This window comes from Acinetobacter sp. CFCC 11171 (genome assembly GCF_003268405.1).
Lineage (GTDB): Bacteria > Pseudomonadota > Gammaproteobacteria > Pseudomonadales > Moraxellaceae > Acinetobacter > Acinetobacter amyesii.
Genome location: NZ_LQXP01000007.1, coordinates 74,164 through 97,139, shown reverse-complemented (window position 1 = coordinate 97,139; position 22,976 = coordinate 74,164). Strand labels below are relative to the sequence as shown.

The window sequence follows — 22,976 nt, the reverse complement described above, 5'->3', positions numbered from 1 at the left end:
CAAACTAATTACTGAACAGAATCATCTAAATTTGGCGCTAACCAACGCTTCGCTTCATCTAAAGTCCAGCCTTTACGTTTCGCATAATCCTCAAGCTGATCGCCTGCGATTTTACCCACGTTAAAGTATTGGCTTTCAGGGTTTGCATAGTAGAAACCGCTGACAGATGAAGGCGGCCACATTGCAAAACTAGAAGTCAATTGCGTACCAATCTTGTCGGTAGAACCTAACCAGTCAAACAATGGCGCTTTTTCAGAATGCTCAGGACAAGCAGGGTAGCCCGGTGCAGGACGGATGCCCACATACTTCTCTTTAATCAATTCTTCATTACTTAAGGTTTCAGACGCTTGGTTACCCCAGAACTCTTTACGGATGCGCTCATGCAAATGCTCCGCAAACGCTTCCGCAAAACGGTCACCTAAAGATTGTGCAAGAATTGCAGAGTAGTCATCGCCTTTAGCTTTGTACTCATTGGCCATTTCTTCTGCACCAAAGATCGATACAGTGAAACCGCCCAAGTAGTCTTCTGCGACACCTTTAGGCGCAATAAAGTCCGCTAATGACAAGTTTGGTTTACCTGTCACTTTATCAGACTGTTGACGAATGTGATGGAAGGTATGCGTAACCGATTGACCATCTTCGCTATACACTTCAACCGAATCCGCTGCTGAACGGTTTGCAGGGTAAATACCAAACACAGCACGAGCATCAAAACGTTTGTTGTCGATGATGTCTTTTAGCATGGTCTGTGCTTGTTCATACAAGTCAGTTGCTGCTTCACCTACAACTTGATCAGTTAAGATAGCAGGGAATTTACCTGCCAAACTCCAAGAAATGAAGAACGGTGTCCAGTCAAAGTATTCAACTAATGTTTCCAATGGATAATTGGTCAGCGTTTGCGTACCAATAAAGTTTGGCTTCACAGGCGCATTGGCTGCAAAGTCAATTTTTAAGCCATTTTCAACCGATTCAGCATACGTCAGTTTGGCTGCTTTCGGCTGTTTGTTAGCAATACGCTCACGGACTTTTTCATATTCAGCACGGGTTTCTGCTACAAACTTTGGCTTCATTTCCTTAGAAAGTAAAGTTGTTGCAACACCCACCGCACGAGATGCATCGGCAACATAAATGACTGCATCGTTTGAATATTGTGGATCAATTTTCACTGCCGTATGCGCTTTAGAAGTGGTTGCACCGCCAATCATCAATGGAACATTAAAGCCTTTGCGCTGCATTTCTTTCGCAACAAAAACCATTTCATCCAGTGACGGCGTAATCAGGCCAGATAGACCAATAATGTCGACTTTCTCATCAATGGCAGTTTGCAGAATCTTCTCGCAAGGCACCATCACGCCAAGGTCGATGATGTCATAGCCGTTACAGCCTAACACCACGCCTACGATATTTTTACCGATGTCATGCACATCGCCCTTAACAGTCGCCATCAGGACTTTACCCTTAGATTGGCCAGCTGTTTTTTCCGCTTCAATGAATGGGTTGAGCCAAGCTACGGCTTGCTTCATGACACGTGCAGATTTCACCACTTGCGGCAGGAACATTTTGCCTGAACCGAACAAATCACCCACCACATTCATGCCGTCCATCAGCGGACCTTCAATCACATCGAGTGGACGTTTAGCTTTCAGGCGTGCTTCTTCAGTATCTTCATCAATAAAGGTGGTGATACCTTTCACTAAAGCATGCTCAAGGCGCTTTTCTACGGGAAGCTCACGCCATTCCAAGTTTTCCACTTGTTTTTGCGCAGCGCCTTGACCACGGTATTTCTCAGCAACTTCAAGCAGCTTTTCTGTAGCTTCTTGATGGCTTTCACCTTGGTTTTGGTTCAAGATCACATCTTCAACCGCAGCTTTCAGTTCAGCATCAATATCATCATAAATCGCCATTTGACCTGCGTTGACGATACCCATGGTCATGCCTTGCTTGATGGCATGGTACAAGAACACTGAGTGAATCGCTTCACGTACAGGCTCGTTACCGCGGAAAGAGAACGATACGTTAGACACACCGCCTGAAATCATCGCATGTGGTAAGTTTTGCTTGATCCAGCCTGTTGCTTCAATAAAGTCCACAGCATAGTTGTTGTGTTCTTCGATACCTGTTGCCACGGCAAACACGTTAGGGTCAAAAATGATGTCTTCAGCAGGGAAGCCCACTTCATTGACCAATACATCATAAGAACGTTTACAGATTTCTTTTTTACGTGCAGCAGTGTCGGCCTGACCATTTTCATCAAATGCCATCACAATCACCGCAGCGCCATACTGACGGCACAAACGCGCTTTTGCAACGAACTCGTCATAGCCTTCTTTTAAGGAAATCGAGTTAACAACTGCTTTACCTTGTACACATTTTAAGCCCGCTTCAATGATTTCCCATTTAGATGAGTCAATCATGATCGGCACACGTGAAATTTCAGGTTCAGAGGCTACAAGATTCAGGAAGTGCACCATTGCGCCTTCTGAATCCAGCATGCCTTCATCCATATTGATGTCGATAATCTGAGCACCGGCTTCAACTTGCTGCTGTGCAACTTCTAAAGCTTCGGCAAAGTTTTCTTCACGGATTAAACGTAGGAATTTTTTTAGAACCTGTCACGTTGGTACGTTCACCGACGTTTACAAACAGCGAATCTTCTGTAATGTTGAACGGCTCTAAACCGCTTAAACGGCAAGCAGGCTTAGTTTCTGGCACTTGGCGTGGCTTAATGTCTTTTACGGCATTGGCAATAGCACGGATGTGATCCGGCGTTGTACCGCAGCAGCCGCCAGTGATGTTAATCAAGCCACTTTCTGCAAATTCTTTAATAAAGGCAGCGGTTTGTTCAGGGGTTTCATCATAACCGCCGAAGGCATTTGGTAAGCCAGCGTTCGGATGCGCCGAAACAAAAGTATCGGCAACGTCAGCAATGGTTTTTACATGCGGACGCATGGCATCTGCACCTAGGGCACAGTTAAAGCCAATCGACAATAAATCACCATGACGCACAGAGTTCCAGAACGCTTCAGCAGTTTGGCCAGTTAAAGTTCGGCCAGAGGCATCGGTAATCGTGCCTGAAATCATCAATGGCAATTCGTAGCCAATTTGGTTGAAGACTTCTTTCACTGCAAAAATGGCAGCTTTACAGTTCAAAGTATCAAATACTGTTTCAATTAAAAGAATGTCTGCACCGCCTTCAATCAGGGCATGCGCAGCTTCAATATAGTTTTCTTTTAACTCATCAAAAGTAATGTTACGAAATGCTGGGTCATTTACATTTGGCGAGATCGAGCAAGTACGTGAAGTCGGGCCAAGCACACCTGCTACAAAACGCGGTTTTTCAGGCGATGAGTATTTTTCACAAGCGGCTTTGGCAATACGCGCTGCTTCACGGTTGATCTCTGATACCAAATCTTCCATGTGGTAGTCAGACATTGAAACTTTTGTGCCGTTAAAGCTGTTGGTTTCAATAATGTCTGCACCAGCATCGAGATAGGCTTCATGAATGCCTTGAATGATTTGCGGCTGAGTCAACACCAATAGGTCATTATTGCCTTTGAGGTCAGATGCCCAATCTGCAAAACGCTCACCACGGTAGTCAGCTTCTTCGAGTTTATGACGCTGAATCATGGTGCCCATTGCACCGTCGATAATCAGAATCCGTTGAGCGAGCAGCTCTTTTAGGGTGGCAAGCGTGGACATAAATAACCCCAATCCGATGGAATATAAAATCGGCAAATATATTAACAGAATTCATTGCAGTTTTATTGATATTCAATCATCTTCACAGCGCGCAATTATTAGCTTGTTGAATTAATGAGCAATATTGCAACTTGATAATTTCATATTCCAATTTCATATAAATGTATGGAAAGCTTCATGAATTTGTCATATTGCTCAGGCAAGATTAAAAAACATCCATTAGGGCTATGCAAAATGACAAAAAAACATGACAGATGAAATATAAGTTGAAACATTGGGTTTTAAAGAAAATAAAGTTTAAATACGCAGATTAAATAACTGATTTACTTTATGAAAGTAGAGTAGGGAAGTCGGTTTTTAACACTTAAAAAAAAACAAATAAAGCATGAAAAATTGCTTTATATGACACCGCTTTGTCATATAATTGTCATAATTAAATTGAACAATATGGGGATTTTAAAATCCTCTATTCCTGCCTGCATGAATTCTAAACAAACTCCCGTAGATTCAGCGCACACGTCGACTCCTCAAAAGTCCACGAATGTTCATGTGCCTACACCGAAATTCTTTATGCCGGTATTTTTGACGCTGATTATTTCAACGTTGATTTATATTGGTTTTCAGGTGACTGCCGATTTAGCGCATGTTCCGCCTTTAAGTCTTTATTCAATGATTTTATTGGGCACAGCCTTATTCATCGCACTTGGCTTTGAATTTGTAAATGGTTTCCATGACACTGCAAATGCAGTAGCAACAGTGATTTATACCAACGCCTTGTCAGCACCGGTTGCGGTAATGTGGGCGGGTTTCTGTAACTTCCTAGGCGTAATGGTTGCCAGTGGTGCAGTCGCTTACGGCATTATTGCCTTGTTACCTGTTGAATTGATTATGAATGTCGGTTCAGGTGCTGGCTTTGCCATGGTTTTCGCTATGTTGATCGCAGCGATTTTGTGGAATTTAGGAACTTGGTTCTTAGGCATCCCTGCGTCTAGTTCGCATACTTTGATTGGTTCTATTCTTGGCGTTGGCATCATGAACTACCTGTTAAATGCAGGCGGTGGTGCGAGCGGTGTAGATATGGAGCAGGTGCTTAAAGTCGGTAAGGCGTTATTGTTCTCGCCACTGATTGGTTTTGCATTTGCAGCACTCGTTTTCTTGTTGGTGAAGCGTATTTTCCGCAAACAGCTAGAATTGTTTCAGCCACCAGAAGGCAATAAGCCGCCACCACCACTGATTCGTGCAATTTTGATCTTTACCTGTACAGGTGTAAGTTTTGCGCACGGTTCAAATGATGGTCAAAAAGGTATGGGTCTGATCATGCTGATTTTGATCGGATGTGTGCCATTGGCTTATTCATTGAATAAGAACTTAGATAATCAACATATTCAATCTTTCCATCAGTTATCTGCTCAAACTGCGACTGCGATCTACGCAGAGCATAAGGATATTCCTGATGCACAAGCGCGTGATGTACTCACCAAATACATTCAAACCAAAGAAGTCAGCCCAGAAGTTGTGCCAGCTTTAGCAAGTTTGACCGATCATTTAGGTGAGCGTGTTGCACAGTATGGCGACTTAAAAGATATTCCTGAACAAGAAGTATCTTCGATTCGTAATGACATGTACTTAAGTACTACTGCTTTTAAACGTCTAGATAAAGCTGAGCAACTACCAGCAATGGCAGAAGCTGAACAAAAGACTGTGAAGGAATATCGTAGTCACTTAGACTCGTTCTTACAGTACATTCCAACATGGGTGAAAGTCGCTGTTGCATTGGCACTGGGTCTTGGAACCATGGTGGGTTGGAAACGTATTGTCGTGACTGTAGGTGAGCGTATTGGTAAAAACCACATGACCTATGGTCAGGGTATGTCTGCCGAGCTTGTTGCTATGTCAACGATTGCTGCTGCGGATGGTTTTGGTATGCCTGTATCGACTACACACGTACTTAACTCTGCGGTTGCAGGTACCATGGTCGCGAATAAATCGGGTCTGAACTTTGCAACAGTGAAAACCATTCTATCAGCTTGGGTCTTCACTTTACCTGCAACGATCTGTCTATCAGGTTGCTTGTACTGGTTATTCTTGAAAGTGTTCTAAGCAACTCAAATTCCAGATATAAAAAAACGCTGCTTCGGCAGCGTTTTTTTTATGGCTGTATCTCAGACATCACCGATTTTAATGGGATGACTGAGAGCTGAATTAGAACAATCAAACTAGCGAGTTGAAGCTTTGCAAAGTTCAACACTTATTTGAACCAATGCAGTTACGCTTTTTTAAACAGTCCCAATACTTTTTTCACGGGCAATTTCTCTTCAGCAAAACCATACAGCGCTGCAAAAGGTAAGGCAGTACGCGCCAAATAAGCCACACGCCATAAGCCACCATGGTTGGCACCATGCATCATGAGTTCTAATGGATGGTCTAGCGCTGTTTCAGGGTTAGCAACCGATTGAGGGTTTCTCAAGTCGTGAATCCATAAAGCCGCCATGAGTGCATTAGTGGTTTCAGGTTGAAACGATTCCACGTCAAATAAACTCGCACCATTAAATGCGGCTTTTAATAATGGATTCTTCGTCACTGAGCGGGTCGTGGTGGATGGCGCAATATTGATACTAACCCGCTGACCATTTTGACGTGCGACAGTTGCGCGCCATTGTTGGATACGTTTTGCGAGTGCGTAGTTTGGACCTTGTTCCACCACCAGACAGTCAGCAATACCATAGGATTTTCCATTGTCTGCTGTGGTGGTTTGCTCATTATTTTGCTTAAAGAAATGCTGACCTGTGACTTTGGCAATACTTTGTGTCAATAGTTTTTGTGCAGAAGCACGGTTTTGGAATTTGGCTTGCGCTGCCGTAACAATCTCTTCTGGAACAGCATAGACATCGGTTGGAGTACACATAAACATCAAGCTGGTGTCAGCTTTTTGTTGACTGACATAAGCCATGATGCTGTCCATTGCCATTGCAACACGAACATGCTTTTCACCATCTAAATAAGCAATTGCAGCCAGATCAAGCTGATGTTCACTTTGTGCAAGCCACTGTGCAATCTCAGGAATGTGTGTCAGTAAATTGGCGCCCAATTTGTGTTTTAGTTCTTGAATGGGTGTGTCTTCATGCACAGCGTCGAGACTTGGTGCATATAAAGTGGCATTACCGGCCTGAACCGTGCTTAAGATTCGATCCCAAACACGTTCATTATTGAGGTCGATAGCTACAATATTGGCTTTCCATTTTGCTAACCACGTCAGAGGGCCTGCTTCGGAGGCAGCACCAAAGAGCACCATAGTCCGATCTGACAAATCGAACCATTCTGGGTGTGCAATGGCTTCACGTAATGCGTCGGCATGACTGGCTTCAATGATGCCAGCATCTTGCCATTTTTGAATCTGAGCCAGTAAAGCCTCACCTTGAAGTTTTTGACCATGATAGGGCACATACCACTCAGGCGCTGCGTCACTTTCACCTTTTAATTTCACGGTATGCAGCGGATGTGCAGTCAAAGCTACTGCATCTTTGAGCGTATACTTTTCTTGATTACGATAAAACTCAAAGACGTGATGCGCTTTATTTAAACCTTGCTCAGCAATGTTGATCGCAGCTTCAGATGATTGAATTCCTTGTTCAACCAAGGCTTTAAAATATTCAGGATATTTTTTACGCCAGTTTTTTTCTTGTTTTGCACGTACAGAAGAGTGATGGTCAACTGCAGCTAAGGCTTCAGCGATAATTTCACGACCAGTTTTAGATGTACTCGGCTTTTGGTTTGAAGCCGAAATGGGAAATTGAAGACCTTCAGTTGAACTCGACATGCAAAATATCTCAGCTAATTTTGTCATTAATATACAGATGTATACATTATCTATGCCAAATTAAAAAATAGGGTGGCATAAAGTGCCAGATTTATATGATTTATCATGTGCTTTTGTGAACTTTCGTAGAATATACAGCGTCAATTTTTATTGTCGGAATTGAAAAAGCCTTCGGTTTGAAGGCTTAAAAGAAGAGGGCATGAAATCAATAACGGCAAATCAACAACGGCCTTTTTTAGCCTGTCCGGGCGGGCAAAAGTCGCCATGGCGATCTGAGTAATTATAAGGATAGTGATTACGATCTGGGTCGACCACGATACTGCCTTCACGGGTGTGAACGGCACAAGCACTCAACACGCAGGTCAACAGCAAACTTGAGAACATCAGGACTATTTTCATTGGAATTTTCCCTTTTTTATTCTGTGTCATTTCAGTTTAAATCAGGGCAAGGGAAGATAGCGTTTCAATCTGCTGTGAAATTGTATAGCTCGATATTCAAAGTGCGGTGTTGTAGATGTGGGAAATTGGCTAAAGAAAAGATCAAAGGACATGCTGCTTAACGCAGCACAATAAAAAAGCCTAAACTGAAACGGTTTAGGCTGTCATTTTTAGGTTAAATCCAGCTGATTTTTTAGACTTAACGTTTAGAAAGGAACGTTTAATAACTGACTTAAGAAATGTGGAATGAGCTTCGGTTCAAGAATAATTGTCATGATTACACCATACGCTGCGCCCCAAAGGTGTGCGCTGTGGTTAATGTTGCTGTTGCCACGTTTACCTGACCAGATACTGTAAGCCACATACAGCACGGCAAAAATAATCGCAGGAACAGGAATAAAGAATACAAAAATCAGTTTCCACGGTTCAAACAAAATATACGCAAAAAGTACCGCAGACACCGCCCCAGACGCCCCTAAACTTGCCCAATGGGTATCATGCTTATGTTTTAAATAACTCGGAATAATCGCAGCGATCAAACCGCCTAAATAAAACAATACAAAGCCCATGTCGAAGAAATATTGGCGATAAAAACTTTCAATCACGCTACCAAAGAAAAATAAGGTAATCATGTTGAACAATAGGTGCGCGCCATCTGCATGAATAAAACCATGGCTAATAAATCGGTCATATTCGCCACGACTGAGGGCTGGCGGCCAAAATAACAAACGATTCATCACTTTCTGATTTGAAAATGCAATCAGTGAAATCACCACCGTAATCAGGATAATGGTCACGGTGTGGTTAAAGGGTAGGCCCAACATATATGACTATTCTACTTGTTAAAATTTATGCTCAATAATGCCATTAAATCTGCCTAAAGCGTGAACTTTCAGAATAATTCCGACAATTTTAGTTGATTTTTTTCTAATGCCCCGCATCTTAAGTTAAAATAGCGACTTCAGCTTGAGGAAATATTGTAATGTCGACTGAGAACAACAGCACAGCAGTTGCTGAAGAAATTCCAAACCTATTGATCACTCCGAATGCCCAAGAGTATTTGAAAGATCTTTTGGATAAACAAAATACACCGGGCATTGGTGTACGTGTTTTTGTGGAAAATCCGGGTACGCCACGTGCTGAATGTTGTATGGCTTACAGTGCACCAGAAGAAGTTGTGCCTACAGACTATAAACAAGACTATCCAGATTTCCCTGCATTTATTGACACACCGTCTATTCCATATCTTTTGGATGCGGTGATTGACTATAACAAAGACCGTTTTGGTGGTCAGTTAACATTCCGTGCACCAAACTCAAAAGTGCCACGTGTGGGTCCAGATGCCTCTGTAGAAGAGCGTATCACTTATGTTCTACAGTCAGAAATTAACCCTGGCCTTGCAGGTCATGGTGGTAACTGTGCACTGGTAGAAGTGGTTGAAGATGCAGAACATGGTTTAACTGCAGTGCTTAAATTCGGTGGTGGTTGCCAAGGTTGTTCTTCAATCGATTTAACCTTGAAACAAGGTGTTGAAACAACATTGAAGCAGCATGTACCTGAGTTAATGCGCGTTGTTGATCAAACAGATCATAGTAATACTGAAGGTGCTTATTTCAAATAAGTTCAGTATTGTTATAAAAAAGCCGCAATGTTGCGGCTTTTTTATTGTCTAAATCAAAAAAACGAAGATTTTTAAATGATTTCTGAAGTTTTAACATCGAGATGATAAGCGATATCACAAATATAAATGAGAATGATTATTAAAATTAATTGCAATATTATTTGTGTTGGTTACAATGTGCAACACATTATTCTAGATTTCTCCATAAATACGTTTATTTGGAAGCACTCAATGACCAAACAACTATTAAAATCAACGCTTACACTTTCAATACTCTGTGCATTGGTAAGTTTGACGCATGCAAAAGATGTGCACACTGAAGCATCAGATGAATCCGTAACGAAGATGGAAACCATTGTTGTTACTGCAGCAGAACAGGTTAAACAATCATTAGGTGCTTCAAAAATTACGGCAGAAGATTTAGAAAAAATGCCGGTTGTGAATGATATTTCAGAGTATGTGCGCCGTATGCCGGGTGTGAATTTGACTGGTAACAGTGCCACAGGCCAACGTGGTAATAACCGTCAGATTGATATCCGTGGTATGGGGCCTGAAAACACGTTGATCTTAATTGATGGCAAGCCTGTAAATTCGAGAAACTCAGTACGTTATGGCTGGCGCGGTGAGCGTGATACTCGTGGCGATTCGAACTGGGTACCTGCAGATGCCATTGAATCGATTGAAGTGCTGCGTGGTCCAGCAGCAGCGCGTTATGGTTCAGGTGCGATGGGTGGTGTGGTCAATATTAAAACCAAGAAAGTGACCAATGAAGTGCATGGCTCTGTGGAGGTTTTTACCAATCAACCTGAAGACGCTAAAGAGGGCGCAAGTCACCGTGAAAGCTTTAACTTAAGCGGACCAATTCTTAAAGATGTCCTTTCATATCGTTTATACGGTAGTTATAACAAAACCGATTCAGATGCTGCGGATATTAATGCCTTAATGGACAATGGTGCGCGTATGGCGGGTCGAGAAGGCGTTGAAAATAAAGATATCGCTGGGCGTTTGGCTTGGCAGTTGAACGATCAACAAGTCTTGATGTTTGACGCAAGTGTTGGCCGCCAAGGCAACCGTTTTGCAGGTGACAGTCAAAACAGTGTATTTGATCCAGCCGATCCAAACAAAGCGCCTATTCTATCGGCTTTAATCGGTGAAGAAACCAATACCATTTATCGTGATAGTTTTGCATTAACCCATGAAGGCACGTGGGGTTGGGGTGATAGTAAACTCATTGCGCAATATGATAAAACTAAAAATAAACGCCTACCTGAAGGGACAGGCGGTAGTACTGAGGGACAAATTAATAATCTCGAGAATAAACAAACGTCACATCTAGAAACCATTCGCTTTAATGCAGAAGCCAATCTGCCGTTCCAATGGTATGTCCCACAAGTATTAACTTTAGGCGCTGAGTGGGTCGAAGATGACTTTACCGATACGGTTAATACACAAGCTGGCGCAGGCGGTTTTGGTGATGCGCTGACTTCAGGTGACCGTTCACAAATGGATTCACGGATTGCGTCGGCCTATATTGAAAATAATATGAATTTGGGCGAAAGCACCGATGTTGTTTTGGCACTGCGTTATGATAATCATAGTAAATCGGGAGATAGCTGGAGTCCAAGTCTCAATATTACGCAAAAACTTGGTGACTATTGGACACTAAAAGGTGGTGTAGCTAAGGCGTATAAAGCACCTAATATGTACCAAAATGCGGAAGGTTATCTGTTAAGCACTCGCGGTAATGGCTGTCCGATTGGGCTGAGCCAATGTCTATTACAAGGTAATGGCGATCTCAAACCTGAAACTTCAGTGAATAAAGAATTAGGTGTACAGTTTGAAAAAGACATCGTAAATGCAAGCTTTGCATGGTTCCGTAATGATTATAAAAATAAGATCGTTGCAGGGGATACACGTCTAGAAGAACTAGAAGTAAATGGAACAACATATAATGTACTGCGTTGGATGAATACGCCAGAAGCCTTGGTGGAAGGTGTTGAAGGAAGTATTTCTTTGGACTGGGGTGATATCACGTGGACCAATAACGTTACTTATATGATCAACTCTGAAGATAAACGTACAGGCAACCCGCTTTCGATTATTCCGAATTACACACTAAACTCTATTTTGAACTACAACATCACGGATCGATTAGACAGTAACTTTGTCTATACCCAATATGGTCGTCAAAAACCACGTCAATATGCAGAAACCAGTCTTGAAAGCAAAAATGGCTTGGCGATGGATAGCGTGAAAAGTTATGGCATTGCAGGCATTAACTTTGGTTATAAATTTAATGCGGCTTTAAGTGCTCGTATCGGTGTGAATAACCTATTTGATGAGCAAAAACTGCGTGATAAAACGGTCAACCAAACATATAACGAGCCGGGTCGAGCTTATTATGCAAGTTTGAAATACCAGTTCTAAGTACTTCCAAAAGAAAAGCCGCTTAACGCGGCTTTTTTTATGTTGGGATATTTAAAATTTTCAGTGCTTCACTTGAGTAGTAGAATTGTTCTAAATAGAGACGTGAACGCTCACGCAAATAACCCGACTCAATCATTTGTTGAACGATAGGATTGAGTAAGTTTCGAAGTTCATGCTGAATCAGTGCTTCATCAATATTTAAATCACGCAGCAATAAATCAAAAGGGCGTTCTGCATTACGCACGTACCAAGCGTATACGCCATCATGCACTTGCTGTTTCATATACTCAGACTGTCGCATAAAGTCCCAAATTTCATGACCCATCGCAACCGTTTGCGGCAAGTCCTGAACTTCAACATAGTTCTTTAATACCGAAACTGGCAGCGCTTTAATTTTATGCCATAAATTGGCTTGAAAGTGGTACAGCTTATGATCATCAAAGTGCTGATTTAACACGGTTTCACTCATTTGACTGAGCTTTAAAATATTCTTTTGCAAGTATTTGCTGACAGCATTATCTAAATTGGTATCTGTGACATTTTCCAGTACCGATTTCCCCATTTTCATAAATCGTGAAACACCGGGTACCGATTTTGCAATCACTGAGTTGTCTAAATAATCTTGTATCGCATGTTGAATCAACTGACTGATCATGGCTGAAAATGCAGGATTGTTGACCATGGTATGAATTAAACGCTGACGATGTCCTTGTTTACTTGCCACATACTGCGCAATTTTATCGATGGTCAACACAGGAATGATTTCGGCAATCGTGGTGCTGTCATTTGCAGGATGAATCAGTGCAAATTTGATATGTTCAGCAATTTGCTCAATCAGAAATTGACTTGCAGGGGTATTTAAAATTTGTTTCTGCAACAAAGCATTGATTTGATCAAAACTCCAAATCTGCTGCAAAGATTGTTTACGAAACCATTGATAAAAATGGGTGAATTCAGTGGCTACGGTATCATTGTGTGAAAAGCTCTGATCTAAAAAGTTCAGTTGAGCGTCAATCAACTGCTCAATCATCGGGTTTTTCTGCATACTTTCCCTGAAGTCCCAGTCATGGGTATCTAAAAATGGCGAATGCTCAGTTTAACTGAATCAGTTTATCTACCAAAGGGTTTTTAAACTTTTGACTTTTCGCAAGGAAAGGTAAGTAATGGTCTGCAACTTGTTGTTCGGCTTCTAAGATTGGCATATGACCGACGTTATTTAAAATCACAGGGGTTTCTGCACGTTTCAGTAAAGACTTGAGTTCGCCAGCCACTTCCACATTAAAGATTTTATCTTGTTTGCCCCAAAGGATCAGGGTTGGTGCTTCCACCGTTCGTGTTAATCGGGCAAAAGTTTCAGGGGTGTAGATTCGATTGAGCGTGACGACTTGATCGATCATTTTACTGGTGAAGGGCGCACGCGCAATTAAGATATTCTCCTGCGCTTCTTTAAGCTGTGTCGGAACATTGGGCGGATTTTGCATGAGTTTATGCATGACATCATCTAAATCACCCGGTTTTGAAACGATTAAATTTTTAAGTTTATACGGGTCGCGGGTGTAACTGGTATTGGCCTGTTTATAAATGCCCGCGCTGTTGAGTAAAAATAAACTTTGGGTATCAAAAGGATATTGAGAGGCATATACCGTGGCAATGGAACCACCCAATGAGTGACCTGCAACATTCAGTTTATCTTCAATATCTATTTTAAGGACAAACTGGCGTAGTTGTTCCGTGACATTCGGCACTGAGACATCAAAATCGACCGGCACATGTGTATCGCCATTGGCCGGAAGGTCGGGGATGATCACGTGATAGTTCGGTGTTAAATAATGCGCAACACGATTCCAATTATCACGTGTGCCGCCTAAACCATGAATCAGCAAGATGGTAGGTTTAGAGCGTTGACCGCCTTCGCTATAACTCCAATTCACATTGCCGACTTGAACGCTATGTGTAACTAAACCAGCCGCTTTACGTTCTTGGCTCAAATAGTTTTGCACGATAGAGGGTATAGCCAGGTTTTTGCTGATGGGAGACGGATTTGCAGCCAAAGTATGGTTGGCAGTAAACGTCATACAGCAAATTGTTGCTAGCTTAAAAAAGCCAAAAACGCGTGAATGATGTCCTTTCATTGACGTTTACCCCAGTTAAATCGAATCGATATATTTTTTAGATCATTTATATGACTATTATCAGAATGGGCTGAAATAGTAAAAGCGTATATTTATGAAATATATTGTAAATTAAAAATGACCTTTGTCATCCATTGCTTTTTTGACGTGGTTAAACTTGCGTTTTAATAATGTGAACCATTACAGAAAAAATAATTTTTTTTGATGAATGTGGAGTAGCATTTTCTATCAAGTTGCATCGTCGTAGAAAAAATTCACAGCAATTGTTTTTGCAAGTGACAATCGATTCGACTGGGATTAAAATATTGCAACTTCGGATAAGGGTAATTAGAACATGCTAACAGCAGCAGAAGCTTTAGATCGTTTAAAAAAAGGGAATCAACGTTTTGTAGACGGTGAAACGAATCACCCAAAGCTTTTGACGCATCAACAACGTGCTGAAATGGCCGAAAGCCAAGAACCTTTTGCGATTATTTTAGGATGTTCAGACTCACGTGTTCCTGCTGAAATGGTATTTGACCAAGGCTTAGGCGATTTATTCGTGATTCGTGTTGCAGGTAATATTGTGGCACCGTCTCAAGTCGGTAGCGTGGAATTTGCAGCAGAAAGCTTCGGTTGTCCTGTGGTCATTGTATTGGGCCATACACACTGTGGCGCGATTCATTCTACGATTGAAGCTTTAACTAACCCTGCGACACCACCATCAGCGAACTTGATGTCGATTGTGAATCGCGTTCGTCCATCTGTAGAAATACTTATGCAAACTGAATTGAAAGATGACCTCGAAAAACTTTCAATGCATGCAGTACGTTCAAACGTTTTTGCATCAGTAAATCAACTGCGTCATGGTTCAGCAGTCCTCGAAAACTTAATTGCGCAAGGCAAACTAAAAGTGGTGGGCGCTGAGTATTCACTCGAAACGGGTGAAGTAAGCTTCTACGATTTCTAAGCAAACTACAGTAAATACAAGATTTAAAAAAAGGCGCTCAAATGATGCGCCTTTTTTAACGAATCCATTTTCACCCACTAAATTTATAAACTTGCTTTGATCAATGGATAAGCATTGTTCAGCAAAATTGTTTGCGCTTTGGCATTCGGGTGAATCTGATCTTGTTGCATTAAGTTTTTATGTCCCGCAACCCCTTGCATAAAGAAAGGTAATAATTTGACTTTGTACTGTTGGCTCAACACTTGATAGTTATTTTCAAAAGCTTGGCTATATGCCTTGCCATAATTCGGTGGAATTTTCATTCCAAATAAAATGACTTTCGATTTGGCCTGTTGGCTTTTTTGAATCAGCTGCGCTAAGTTTTTTTGAATTTGTGCAGGGGGCTGTCCGCGCAAACCATCATTACCACCTAACTCAATCACCACAAGGTCTGGACGATGGGTTTGCAATAGTTTAGGGAGTCGTGCCAAAGCACCACTGGTGGTTTCACCGCTGACACTTGCATTGACCACTTTATGTTGTTTCGGATACTGTTGGTCTAGCCGTTTTTGTAATAAGTGGACCCAACCTTGCTGCACTGAAACACCATAACCTGCACTTAAGCTATCGCCCAAAATCATAATGGTTTTGGCAGAGAGCAGCATCGGGCAGAACATCAGTGCAATAGCCAGCAAGTAACTCAATAGACGATTATTTTGAATGCGATTTTGCATATAGGGAAGATATGACCCAACTCACGACAGATGTTGACATCATGCCACAGGCGATTATTTCTGCACAGCAATTGACACAAAAGATACAACTTCCACAAAAACAGTTATCGATCTTTGAACAACTCGATCTTGAAATATTTGCAGGGGAACAAGTTGCGATTACCGGTCGTTCTGGTTCAGGTAAATCCACCTTGTTGGGGATTTTGGCGACCTTAGATCAGGCCAGTTCTGGACAGTTACGGGTCTGTGGTCAGGACATTCATCTATTAAATGAAGAACAGCGTGCTCAAGTCCGTTTGGCCCATATTGGTTTTGTCTTTCAGTCTTTCCAGTTGTTGCCACATTTAACGGCACTGGAAAATGTCATGCTGCCGCTACGGTTACAAGCAAATTTTCAGGTCAAAGCTGCCGAAGAAAAAGCATTAAAACTGTTAGCAAAGGTCGGACTAGAACGCCAAGCGCATCAAGCCCCTAAAGTTTTATCGGGTGGTGAGCAGCAACGGGTTGCGATTGCCCGTGCTTTGGTGAGTGAACCCGATCTGATCTTTGCAGATGAACCGACAGGTAATTTAGACAGTGCGACGGCACAGGAAATTGAACAACTGTTATTTCAGTTAAATCGTGAAATGGGAACCACTTTGGTATTGGTGACGCATGATGCCGATTTGGCCCGTCAATGTCAGCGCCACTTTGAATTGGTCAATGGTCAATTGATTGAGCATCGAACAGGAGATGCTGCATGAATCTTTTGGCACTGTTTCGACCACTCTTACAACTGAGTTTTAAAACCACGGGTGTGTATTTATTATTGATCGCACTGACCTTGGCGATCAGTGCTACCACTGCTTTAAAGTTTAGCAATGTACAAATTCAAAATGCAGTAGCGCTACAAGCTGCTGAAATGTTGGCAGCAGACTTGGTGCTGACAGCCAATGAACCAATTCCACAAGAGTGGCAACAACAAGCCAAAGCACAGCAATTAAAACAATCGAATGTCACGCTATTTAGCAGCATGGCGCACACTGATCAGCAATTTGTCATGGTCAATGTCAAAGCCGTTGATGCTGCATTTCCATTACGAGGTGAACTCGAAACAGAACCGAAACTAAACCGTTCTATACAAGCAGGTGAGGTCTGGTTAAGTCCTCGTGCCATGGATTTATTGGGTGTAAAGGTTGGAGATCAGATCAATATTGCCGATGCTGCTTTTCAAGTCAGTGCCAAAATCATCCATGACACCAATCAGGAACTCGGTTTCAGTGGTTTTTCACCGACAGTTATGATTGCGCAGTCTGAGGTGGCGAGAACCAATGCCATCCAAGTCGGGAGTCGGATTGAATATCGCCTGTTAATGGCAGGAGATGCACAAAATACCCAGCGATTTGAAAAACTGTATAAGCAGAAATTTGGTGATCAAAGTGAAGACCGTGCTGCTAACTCAGATCATGCGCAGGTTCCGGATGCAGCTCAAAGCAGTTTGAAATTGAGAAATGCCAGTGAAGGCAATACCCGCTTGATGAAGCCGATTGCAAACCTAGAAACGTTTTTACAACTGGCGAATATTTTAACCATTCTACTTTGTGGTATCGCCATCGCATTAACCAGTCAGCGCTATGTCCAACAAAATCAGGATGCCATTGCACTGATGCGCTGTATTGGGTCGACCAAACAGCAAATATTAAGTGCTTATCTGGCTTTACTGTTGGTTGTACTCGGGCTTTCAATCCTGTTTGGAAGTTTGATTGGTCTGGGATTGGGTTATGGCTTATTGCAACTGATGCTACAGTTGATTCCAAATTTACAATTAGAGTTTTCAGCCCTGTCTATGCTGCTTGGTCCGCTTCCAATTGCAATATTCACCAGTGCGATTGTTCTATTAGGATTTGTTCTTCCAAGTCTTTGGCAATTATTAGGGACACCGCCAGCACGGGTGATACGACAACAAGAGCGTTCTGTACGTTCCATGCTTTGGATGCTCAGTTTCGGTACACTCAGTTTGGTGGTGTTTTGTGTGGTTTTAACTGAAAATTTTCAACTCACCCTGTGGCTGATTTGCGCTATCATCTTCCTATGTGTTGGCCTATATATGATGGTCTGGCTCAGTTTAAAGGCCTTGAAAAGTTGGGGGACGAAAATCTCAGCGTATATACGCACACCGTATCAAACGGCATTTCAAATTACTGCATTAGCATTGGGGCTGAGTCTGATTACAGTTTTAGCGGTATTGCGTACAGATTTACTGGAACGTTGGCAACAACAATTGCCACACGGAACACCTAACCAATTTGTCTATGGATTACCGCCATTTGAGTTGCAGGATTTTAATCAACAACTTAAGCTGCATGGTTGGCAAGGGACGCCGATGTACCCGAATATTCGTGGACGATTAGTTGCCAAAAATGATCTCCCTTTTTCGGATGCTTTAATTAAAAGCAATAATTCATTACGCCGTGAATTGAATCTCACACAGGCTGCAACTTTTCCAAAAGATAATCAAATCATCGCGGGTAGTCAGCAGTTTCAACAAGTCAATGAAGTATCGTTAGAGGTGAAAACCGCACAAGAGCTCGGTATTCAAATTGGAGATCGACTGAGTTTTAGCCTTCCTGAAGGGATTTTGCAAGCCAAGGTGATCAACCTTCGCAGTGTAGAGTGGGAAAGCTTTAGTCCAAACTTCTTCTTTATTTTTTCTCCCAAAACCATGGATGAAAATGCAGGCAGTTATTTGGGGAGTTTCTATGTTCCACCGCAAGATAAAAGTCAGTTAATTGATCTGATTCAGCAGTTTTCGAATACCGTGTTTATTGATGTTAGTCTGATTTTGGATGAGATCAAACGCATCGTCAGCGTATTGGTTCAAATTATTACCATCTTGGCGCTGTTGGTCAGTATTTCAGGCATTTTGGTCTTGGTAGCATGTTTGAATTTATTTATGGATGAACGCAAAAAAGAAGTGGCATTACTGCGTTCCTTCGGCAGTTCCAAGCAAAAGTTAAAGTCGATGCTGAGTTTGGAAGTCGGTTTGATGGGGCTAATTTCGGGCGTTGTGGCATGTATTTTTGCTGAAGTGATCAGTGCGATTGTCAGTTATAAAATGGAACTGACCATCCAGCTACATGCAGAGATTTGGTTGATCCTCCCACTGGTAATGACCTTAGTCTGTACATTGATTGGACGTTATCGCTTAAGTTATCTTTGCGATATTCCACCCTTAGAAAGTTTACGTGAACTAAATAGTTAAGGGTGGAGATGGTTAAGAGCTGAGCAAGTTAAGAGTGGAGCAAGAACCCAGTGCGTAGTTCAGGTTTAGACATGATTTGACGTGTTTTCAACATGTCTGTGTTATAGCCACAGGGTTCATTCCACTGTTTAACGTGCTGCGAGAGATTGCTTCATCAGTAGGATAAAGTGTTCCCAAAGCGGTAAAATCGGTTGGATTAATTGTTGGCAATGTAGATAAAACAGATAGCATCCGACTGCCGCGGCGATTAGACCGATCATTTGAATGATTAGGGATTGATGTACTTTTTGTCCCACATACCAAATGAAAGCCAACGCAGCCCCCATCAACATGCCGCCAATATGCGCGGCATTGTTAATCCCACTGATCATAAAGCCCATTGCGAGGTTAATGCCCATCACCATCAATAAGGTTTTTTTATCCAGATAAAATTGCTGTTTAGGTAACATGGGGAGCAGCGAAATAATCGTCAGCGCGGCACCCAGTCCCATCACTGCACCCGATGCACCTGCACCAATACTCGGGAAAAGCTGCTGATTGGCTGCACCTTCGGCCAATAATGCATAGCTGTCCTGAATGGTTAAATACCCACTCAATAAACTTCCCATCAGTCCGGCTAAAACATACAGGCCGAGGAAGTAGAAACGACCTAACATTTGCTCGGCAACACTGCCAAAAATATACAAAGCCCACATATTCAACATCAAGTGAATCAGGCCAAAATGAAAAAACATACTGCTGAATAAGCGGATGGGTTCCTCTAAAAAGGTTAAAGGTGCATAATCAGCACCCCAACGCAAAGCATCCAGTGTGTCGGGTTGGCTTACGTTCATTCCATGCAACACTTGCCAGGCAAAGAGTCCAACATTGATGGTAATTAAGAGTGCCGTGATCCACCACAGTTGGATTTGCAGCTTACGGGTTGATACAGCAGGAGGGCTGAGTTCAGACATGCTATTCTTGTACTGTGTCAAAATATTTAAAAATAAGCTTAACATGAAAAAACAGAATTTCTGGAGTAACACACTGACATGAAAGCCTTTATTGTTCGTACATTGTTAATTCTTGTCAGTCTTGTGCTTTTGGTGCAGCTTTGGATCTTTGGTAGTCTAGTGTGGTGGCGTACGCATCCTGTGGAATCGACGATGATGATGCGTTTAGATTATTGGTCTGAGCCATCCAAACCGATTAAACACGAATGGCGTGATTACGACCAAATTAGTGATTATGTCAAACATGCTGTTGTTGCTGCTGAGGATGGCAAGTTTTTACAACATAAAGGTTTTGATTGGGAAGGCATGCAAAATGCTTTAGAACGCAATAAAGATAAAGGCAAAGTGGTTGCAGGCGGATCCACCATTTCTCAGCAATTGGCAAAGAACTTATTTTTATATAACAAGCGTTCATTTATCCGAAAAGGACAGGAAGCCGTTGCAACATGGATGATGGAACGTATGTGGACGAAGCAACGCATTTTAGAGGTATATCTCAACTCGGTTGAGTTTGGGGACAACATCTATGGCGTAGAAGCTGCAACTCAGCACTATTTTGGTAAAAGTTCACGGAGTTTGAGCCGAGAGCAAGCGGCATTTATTGCGGCTATTTTACCTAATCCAAAATATTATGATGAAAATCGACAAGATCGTAAGCTGAATTATCGTAAACGTATGATCCAAAAATATATGCGTTATAGCCATATCCCGGATTAAGAATGATCTAAACACTTGTCAAATGGCATGGCAGCGATTTGAATTACAACAAAAAGCTCATCTTTATGGGCTTTTTTTATGAAATTGTCACAAATTTGAAGCATACTAAACTGAGTACAGCACACATTTTTTAATATGGGTTTGAGATGAATACTGCAGCTGAAGTCGCGCAAGTACCTACTGAATATACTTATAATGATCGTTATATTAATCGAGAGTTATCGATACTCGACTTTCATCTGCGTGTGCTCGAACAAGCGGTTGATCCGATACATCCATTACTTGAACGCATGAATTTCTTGCTGATCTTTTCACGTAACTTAGACGAATTTTTTGAAATTCGTGTTGCGGGAATGATGGAACAGCTAGACTTAGGTAATGAAAGCCGCAGTCCAGATGGCTTAACACCAAAACAAGTATTAGATGAAATTTCTGCGACAGCGCATGCGGCAATTGAGCGCCAGTATCGTATTTTAAATCAAGAAATTTTACCCAAACTGCGTGAAGAAGACATTTGCTTCTTACGTCGTGGTGAGTTAACCCCTGCACAGTCGGCATGGGTGAAAAAATATTTTCAAGAGCAAGTTGCTCCGGTCTTAACGCCAATTAGCTTAGATCCCGCACATCCATTCCCTCGCTTGGTCAACAAGTCGTTGAATTTTATTGTGACTTTAGAAGGGAAGGATGCGTTTGGCCGTCAGATTGACTTAGCTGTTGTACCTGCACCACGTTCGCTGCCACGTGTCGTTCGGCTTCCTGATGAATTAACTGGTGGCAAAGAGCATCATGTGATGTTATCGGCAATTATTCATGAACATGTCTCTGATTTGTTCCCCGGCATGACGGCGACGGGGTGCTACCAATTCCGCGTGACGCGTAATGCCGATTTGGCTTTAAATGAAGATGTTGAAGATTTGGCTAAAGCCCTCAAAGGTGAGTTGAATTCACGTCGTTTTGGTCGCGCCGTTCGCTTGGAAGTGACAGAAAATTGTCCGCAGCATATTTATGAATATTTGCTTGATGAGTTCGATTTAGAAGAAGAGCAACTCTATAAAGTAGATGGACCAGTTAACCTTGCACGTTTACTGTCAAACTTTAAACGTCCACATCTACGTTATGACGCGCATATTCCTGTTATACCGAAAGTACTCAAAAAATCTGAAAACATTTTTAGTGCGATGCAAAAACAAGATATTTTGCTGCACCATCCCTTTGAATCATTCGCACCGGTAATTAATTTACTGCGTGAAGCTGCACGTGATCCACAAGTTTTGGCCATTAAACAAACGCTTTATCGAAGTGGCGCAGATTCGGAGATTGTGCAAGTTTTAGCGGAAGCAGCACGTAATGGTAAAGAAGTCACCGCTGTAATTGAGCTTCGAGCACGATTTGATGAAGAATCAAACATTGCTGTGGCCAATGTATTACAAGAAGCAGGCGCAGTTGTCGTGTATGGCATCGTGGGCTATAAAACTCATGCCAAAATGATTTTGGTGGTACGCCGCGAAAACAATAAATTGGTGCGATATGTGCATTTAGGTACGGGCAACTATCATGCGGGAAATGCGCGTATCTACACGGATTATGGCCTGTTAACCACAGATAAAGAACTCTGTGAAGATGTACATCGTATTTTCCAAGAATTGACCGGTATGGGTAAAATGGCGAAGCTAAAAAAACTGCTGCATGCACCATTTACTTTACATACTCAACTCATCAATTATATTGATAATGAAATTACTAATGCTAAAGCGGGCAAGTCTGCGCAAATTATAGTCAAGGTTAATGCATTAACAGAAGTTCAGTTGATCAATAAACTGTACGAAGCGTCACAAGCAGGTGTACAGATTGATTTAATTATTCGTTCTATTTGTTGTTTGCGTCCAGGTTTACCGGGGCTGTCTGAAAATATTCGCGTGCGTTCTATTGTTGGGCGTTTTTTAGAGCATACTCGAGTGTATTATTTCAGTAATAATGGTGATTCACGTATTTTCTGTTCAAGTGCAGACTGGATGGATCGTAATTTATTTAATCGCGTGGAAGCCTGTTTCCCAATTGAAGATCCAGCGTTGAAAAAGCGTATTTATCAATTAGGTTTAGTGAATTACTTAAAAGATAATCAGCAAGCTTGGTTGCTCCAAAGTGATGGGCGTTGGATTCGTACGCATGTTCAAGAGGGTGAGGAAGCACACAATTCACAGCATGTGCTTATAGAAGCATTTAAATAAAT

At 42.0% G+C, this 22,976-nt stretch carries 15 protein-coding genes and 1 pseudogene; 8 read left to right on the top strand and 8 right to left on the bottom strand.

Annotated elements, in window-relative coordinates; all coding sequences use genetic code 11:
- Positions 1–8 precede the first annotated feature (8 nt).
- Positions 9–3,699, bottom strand: a pseudogene (gene metH, locus AVJ20_RS05465) (methionine synthase).
- 480 nt (positions 3,700–4,179) lie between these two features.
- Here metH and AVJ20_RS05460 point away from each other — a divergent pair.
- Positions 4,180–5,799, top strand: coding sequence for an inorganic phosphate transporter (locus tag AVJ20_RS05460; protein ID WP_111884444.1), 1,620 nt, complete (start codon positions 4,180–4,182; stop codon positions 5,797–5,799).
- A 166-nt stretch (positions 5,800–5,965) separates the two neighbouring features.
- Here AVJ20_RS05460 and AVJ20_RS05455 read toward each other — a convergent pair whose 3' ends face one another.
- From AVJ20_RS05455 to AVJ20_RS05445, 3 genes are all read right to left on the bottom strand, one after another.
- Positions 5,966–7,516, bottom strand: coding sequence for a hypothetical protein (locus AVJ20_RS05455; RefSeq protein WP_111884443.1), 1,551 nt, complete (start codon positions 7,514–7,516; stop codon positions 5,966–5,968).
- Between the two features lie 219 nt (positions 7,517–7,735).
- The gene (locus AVJ20_RS18625) at positions 7,736–7,915 is read right to left on the bottom strand and encodes a hypothetical protein (protein WP_111884442.1); all 180 of its coding nucleotides are present in this window, start codon (positions 7,913–7,915) and stop codon (positions 7,736–7,738) included.
- A 245-nt stretch (positions 7,916–8,160) separates the two neighbouring features.
- On the bottom strand, positions 8,161–8,778 hold the full coding sequence (locus AVJ20_RS05445) for a rhomboid family intramembrane serine protease (protein WP_111884441.1): 618 nt from the start codon (positions 8,776–8,778) through the stop codon (positions 8,161–8,163).
- Between the two features lie 158 nt (positions 8,779–8,936).
- Between AVJ20_RS05445 and nfuA the strand changes: the two genes are divergently transcribed.
- Positions 8,937–9,575, top strand: coding sequence for a Fe-S biogenesis protein NfuA (nfuA, locus tag AVJ20_RS05440; protein WP_078189947.1), 639 nt, complete (start codon positions 8,937–8,939; stop codon positions 9,573–9,575).
- A 231-nt stretch (positions 9,576–9,806) separates the two neighbouring features.
- The gene (locus tag AVJ20_RS05435; RefSeq protein ID WP_111884440.1) at positions 9,807–12,002 is read left to right on the top strand and encodes a TonB-dependent siderophore receptor; all 2,196 of its coding nucleotides are present in this window, start codon (positions 9,807–9,809) and stop codon (positions 12,000–12,002) included.
- 37 nt (positions 12,003–12,039) lie between these two features.
- On the opposite strand, the gene AVJ20_RS05430 is transcribed toward AVJ20_RS05435, so the two are convergent.
- Positions 12,040–13,047, bottom strand: a complete 1,008-nt coding sequence (locus tag AVJ20_RS05430; protein WP_111884439.1) for a hypothetical protein — start codon at positions 13,045–13,047, stop codon at positions 12,040–12,042.
- Positions 13,048–13,093: 46 nt separating this feature from the next.
- Entirely contained in the window at positions 13,094–14,134 is a 1,041-nt protein-coding gene (locus AVJ20_RS05425; protein WP_416240538.1) for an alpha/beta fold hydrolase, read from the bottom strand.
- A gap of 334 nt (positions 14,135–14,468) precedes the next feature.
- Here AVJ20_RS05425 and AVJ20_RS05420 point away from each other — a divergent pair, with 334 nt between their 5' ends.
- Positions 14,469–15,083 (top strand): carbonic anhydrase, encoded by a 615-nt coding sequence (locus AVJ20_RS05420; RefSeq protein WP_111884438.1) that lies wholly within the window; start codon positions 14,469–14,471, stop codon positions 15,081–15,083.
- An 83-nt stretch (positions 15,084–15,166) separates the two neighbouring features.
- Here AVJ20_RS05420 and AVJ20_RS05415 read toward each other — a convergent pair whose 3' ends face one another.
- A complete protein-coding gene (locus tag AVJ20_RS05415; protein WP_078193022.1) occupies positions 15,167–15,796 on the bottom strand; it encodes an arylesterase in 630 nt (209 codons plus the stop codon).
- Between the two features lie 11 nt (positions 15,797–15,807).
- Here AVJ20_RS05415 and AVJ20_RS05410 point away from each other — a divergent pair, with 11 nt between their 5' ends.
- Together AVJ20_RS05410 and AVJ20_RS05405 are read left to right on the top strand one after the other, a co-directional pair.
- Positions 15,808–16,539 carry an ABC transporter ATP-binding protein gene (locus tag AVJ20_RS05410; RefSeq protein ID WP_111884437.1) on the top strand — a complete coding sequence of 244 codons (732 nt, stop codon included), beginning with the start codon at positions 15,808–15,810 and terminating at the stop codon, positions 16,537–16,539.
- Positions 16,536–19,037 (top strand): ABC transporter permease, encoded by a 2,502-nt coding sequence (locus AVJ20_RS05405; protein ID WP_111884436.1) that lies wholly within the window; start codon positions 16,536–16,538, stop codon positions 19,035–19,037. Before AVJ20_RS05410 ends, AVJ20_RS05405 begins: the two co-directional genes overlap by 4 nt.
- A 128-nt stretch (positions 19,038–19,165) precedes the next feature.
- On the opposite strand, the gene AVJ20_RS05400 is transcribed toward AVJ20_RS05405, so the two are convergent.
- Positions 19,166–19,990 carry a rhomboid family intramembrane serine protease gene (locus AVJ20_RS05400; protein ID WP_111884455.1) on the bottom strand — a complete coding sequence of 275 codons (825 nt, stop codon included), beginning with the start codon at positions 19,988–19,990 and terminating at the stop codon, positions 19,166–19,168.
- Positions 19,991–20,068: 78 nt separating this feature from the next.
- Between AVJ20_RS05400 and mtgA the strand changes: the two genes are divergently transcribed.
- Positions 20,069–20,746, top strand: coding sequence for a monofunctional biosynthetic peptidoglycan transglycosylase (gene mtgA, locus AVJ20_RS05395; RefSeq protein ID WP_078193019.1), 678 nt, complete (start codon positions 20,069–20,071; stop codon positions 20,744–20,746).
- A gap of 146 nt (positions 20,747–20,892) precedes the next feature.
- Complete coding sequence (gene ppk1, locus AVJ20_RS05390; RefSeq protein WP_111884435.1) at positions 20,893–22,974, top strand: polyphosphate kinase 1; 2,082 nt, start codon at positions 20,893–20,895, stop codon at positions 22,972–22,974.
- Positions 22,975–22,976: the final 2 nt, after the last annotated feature.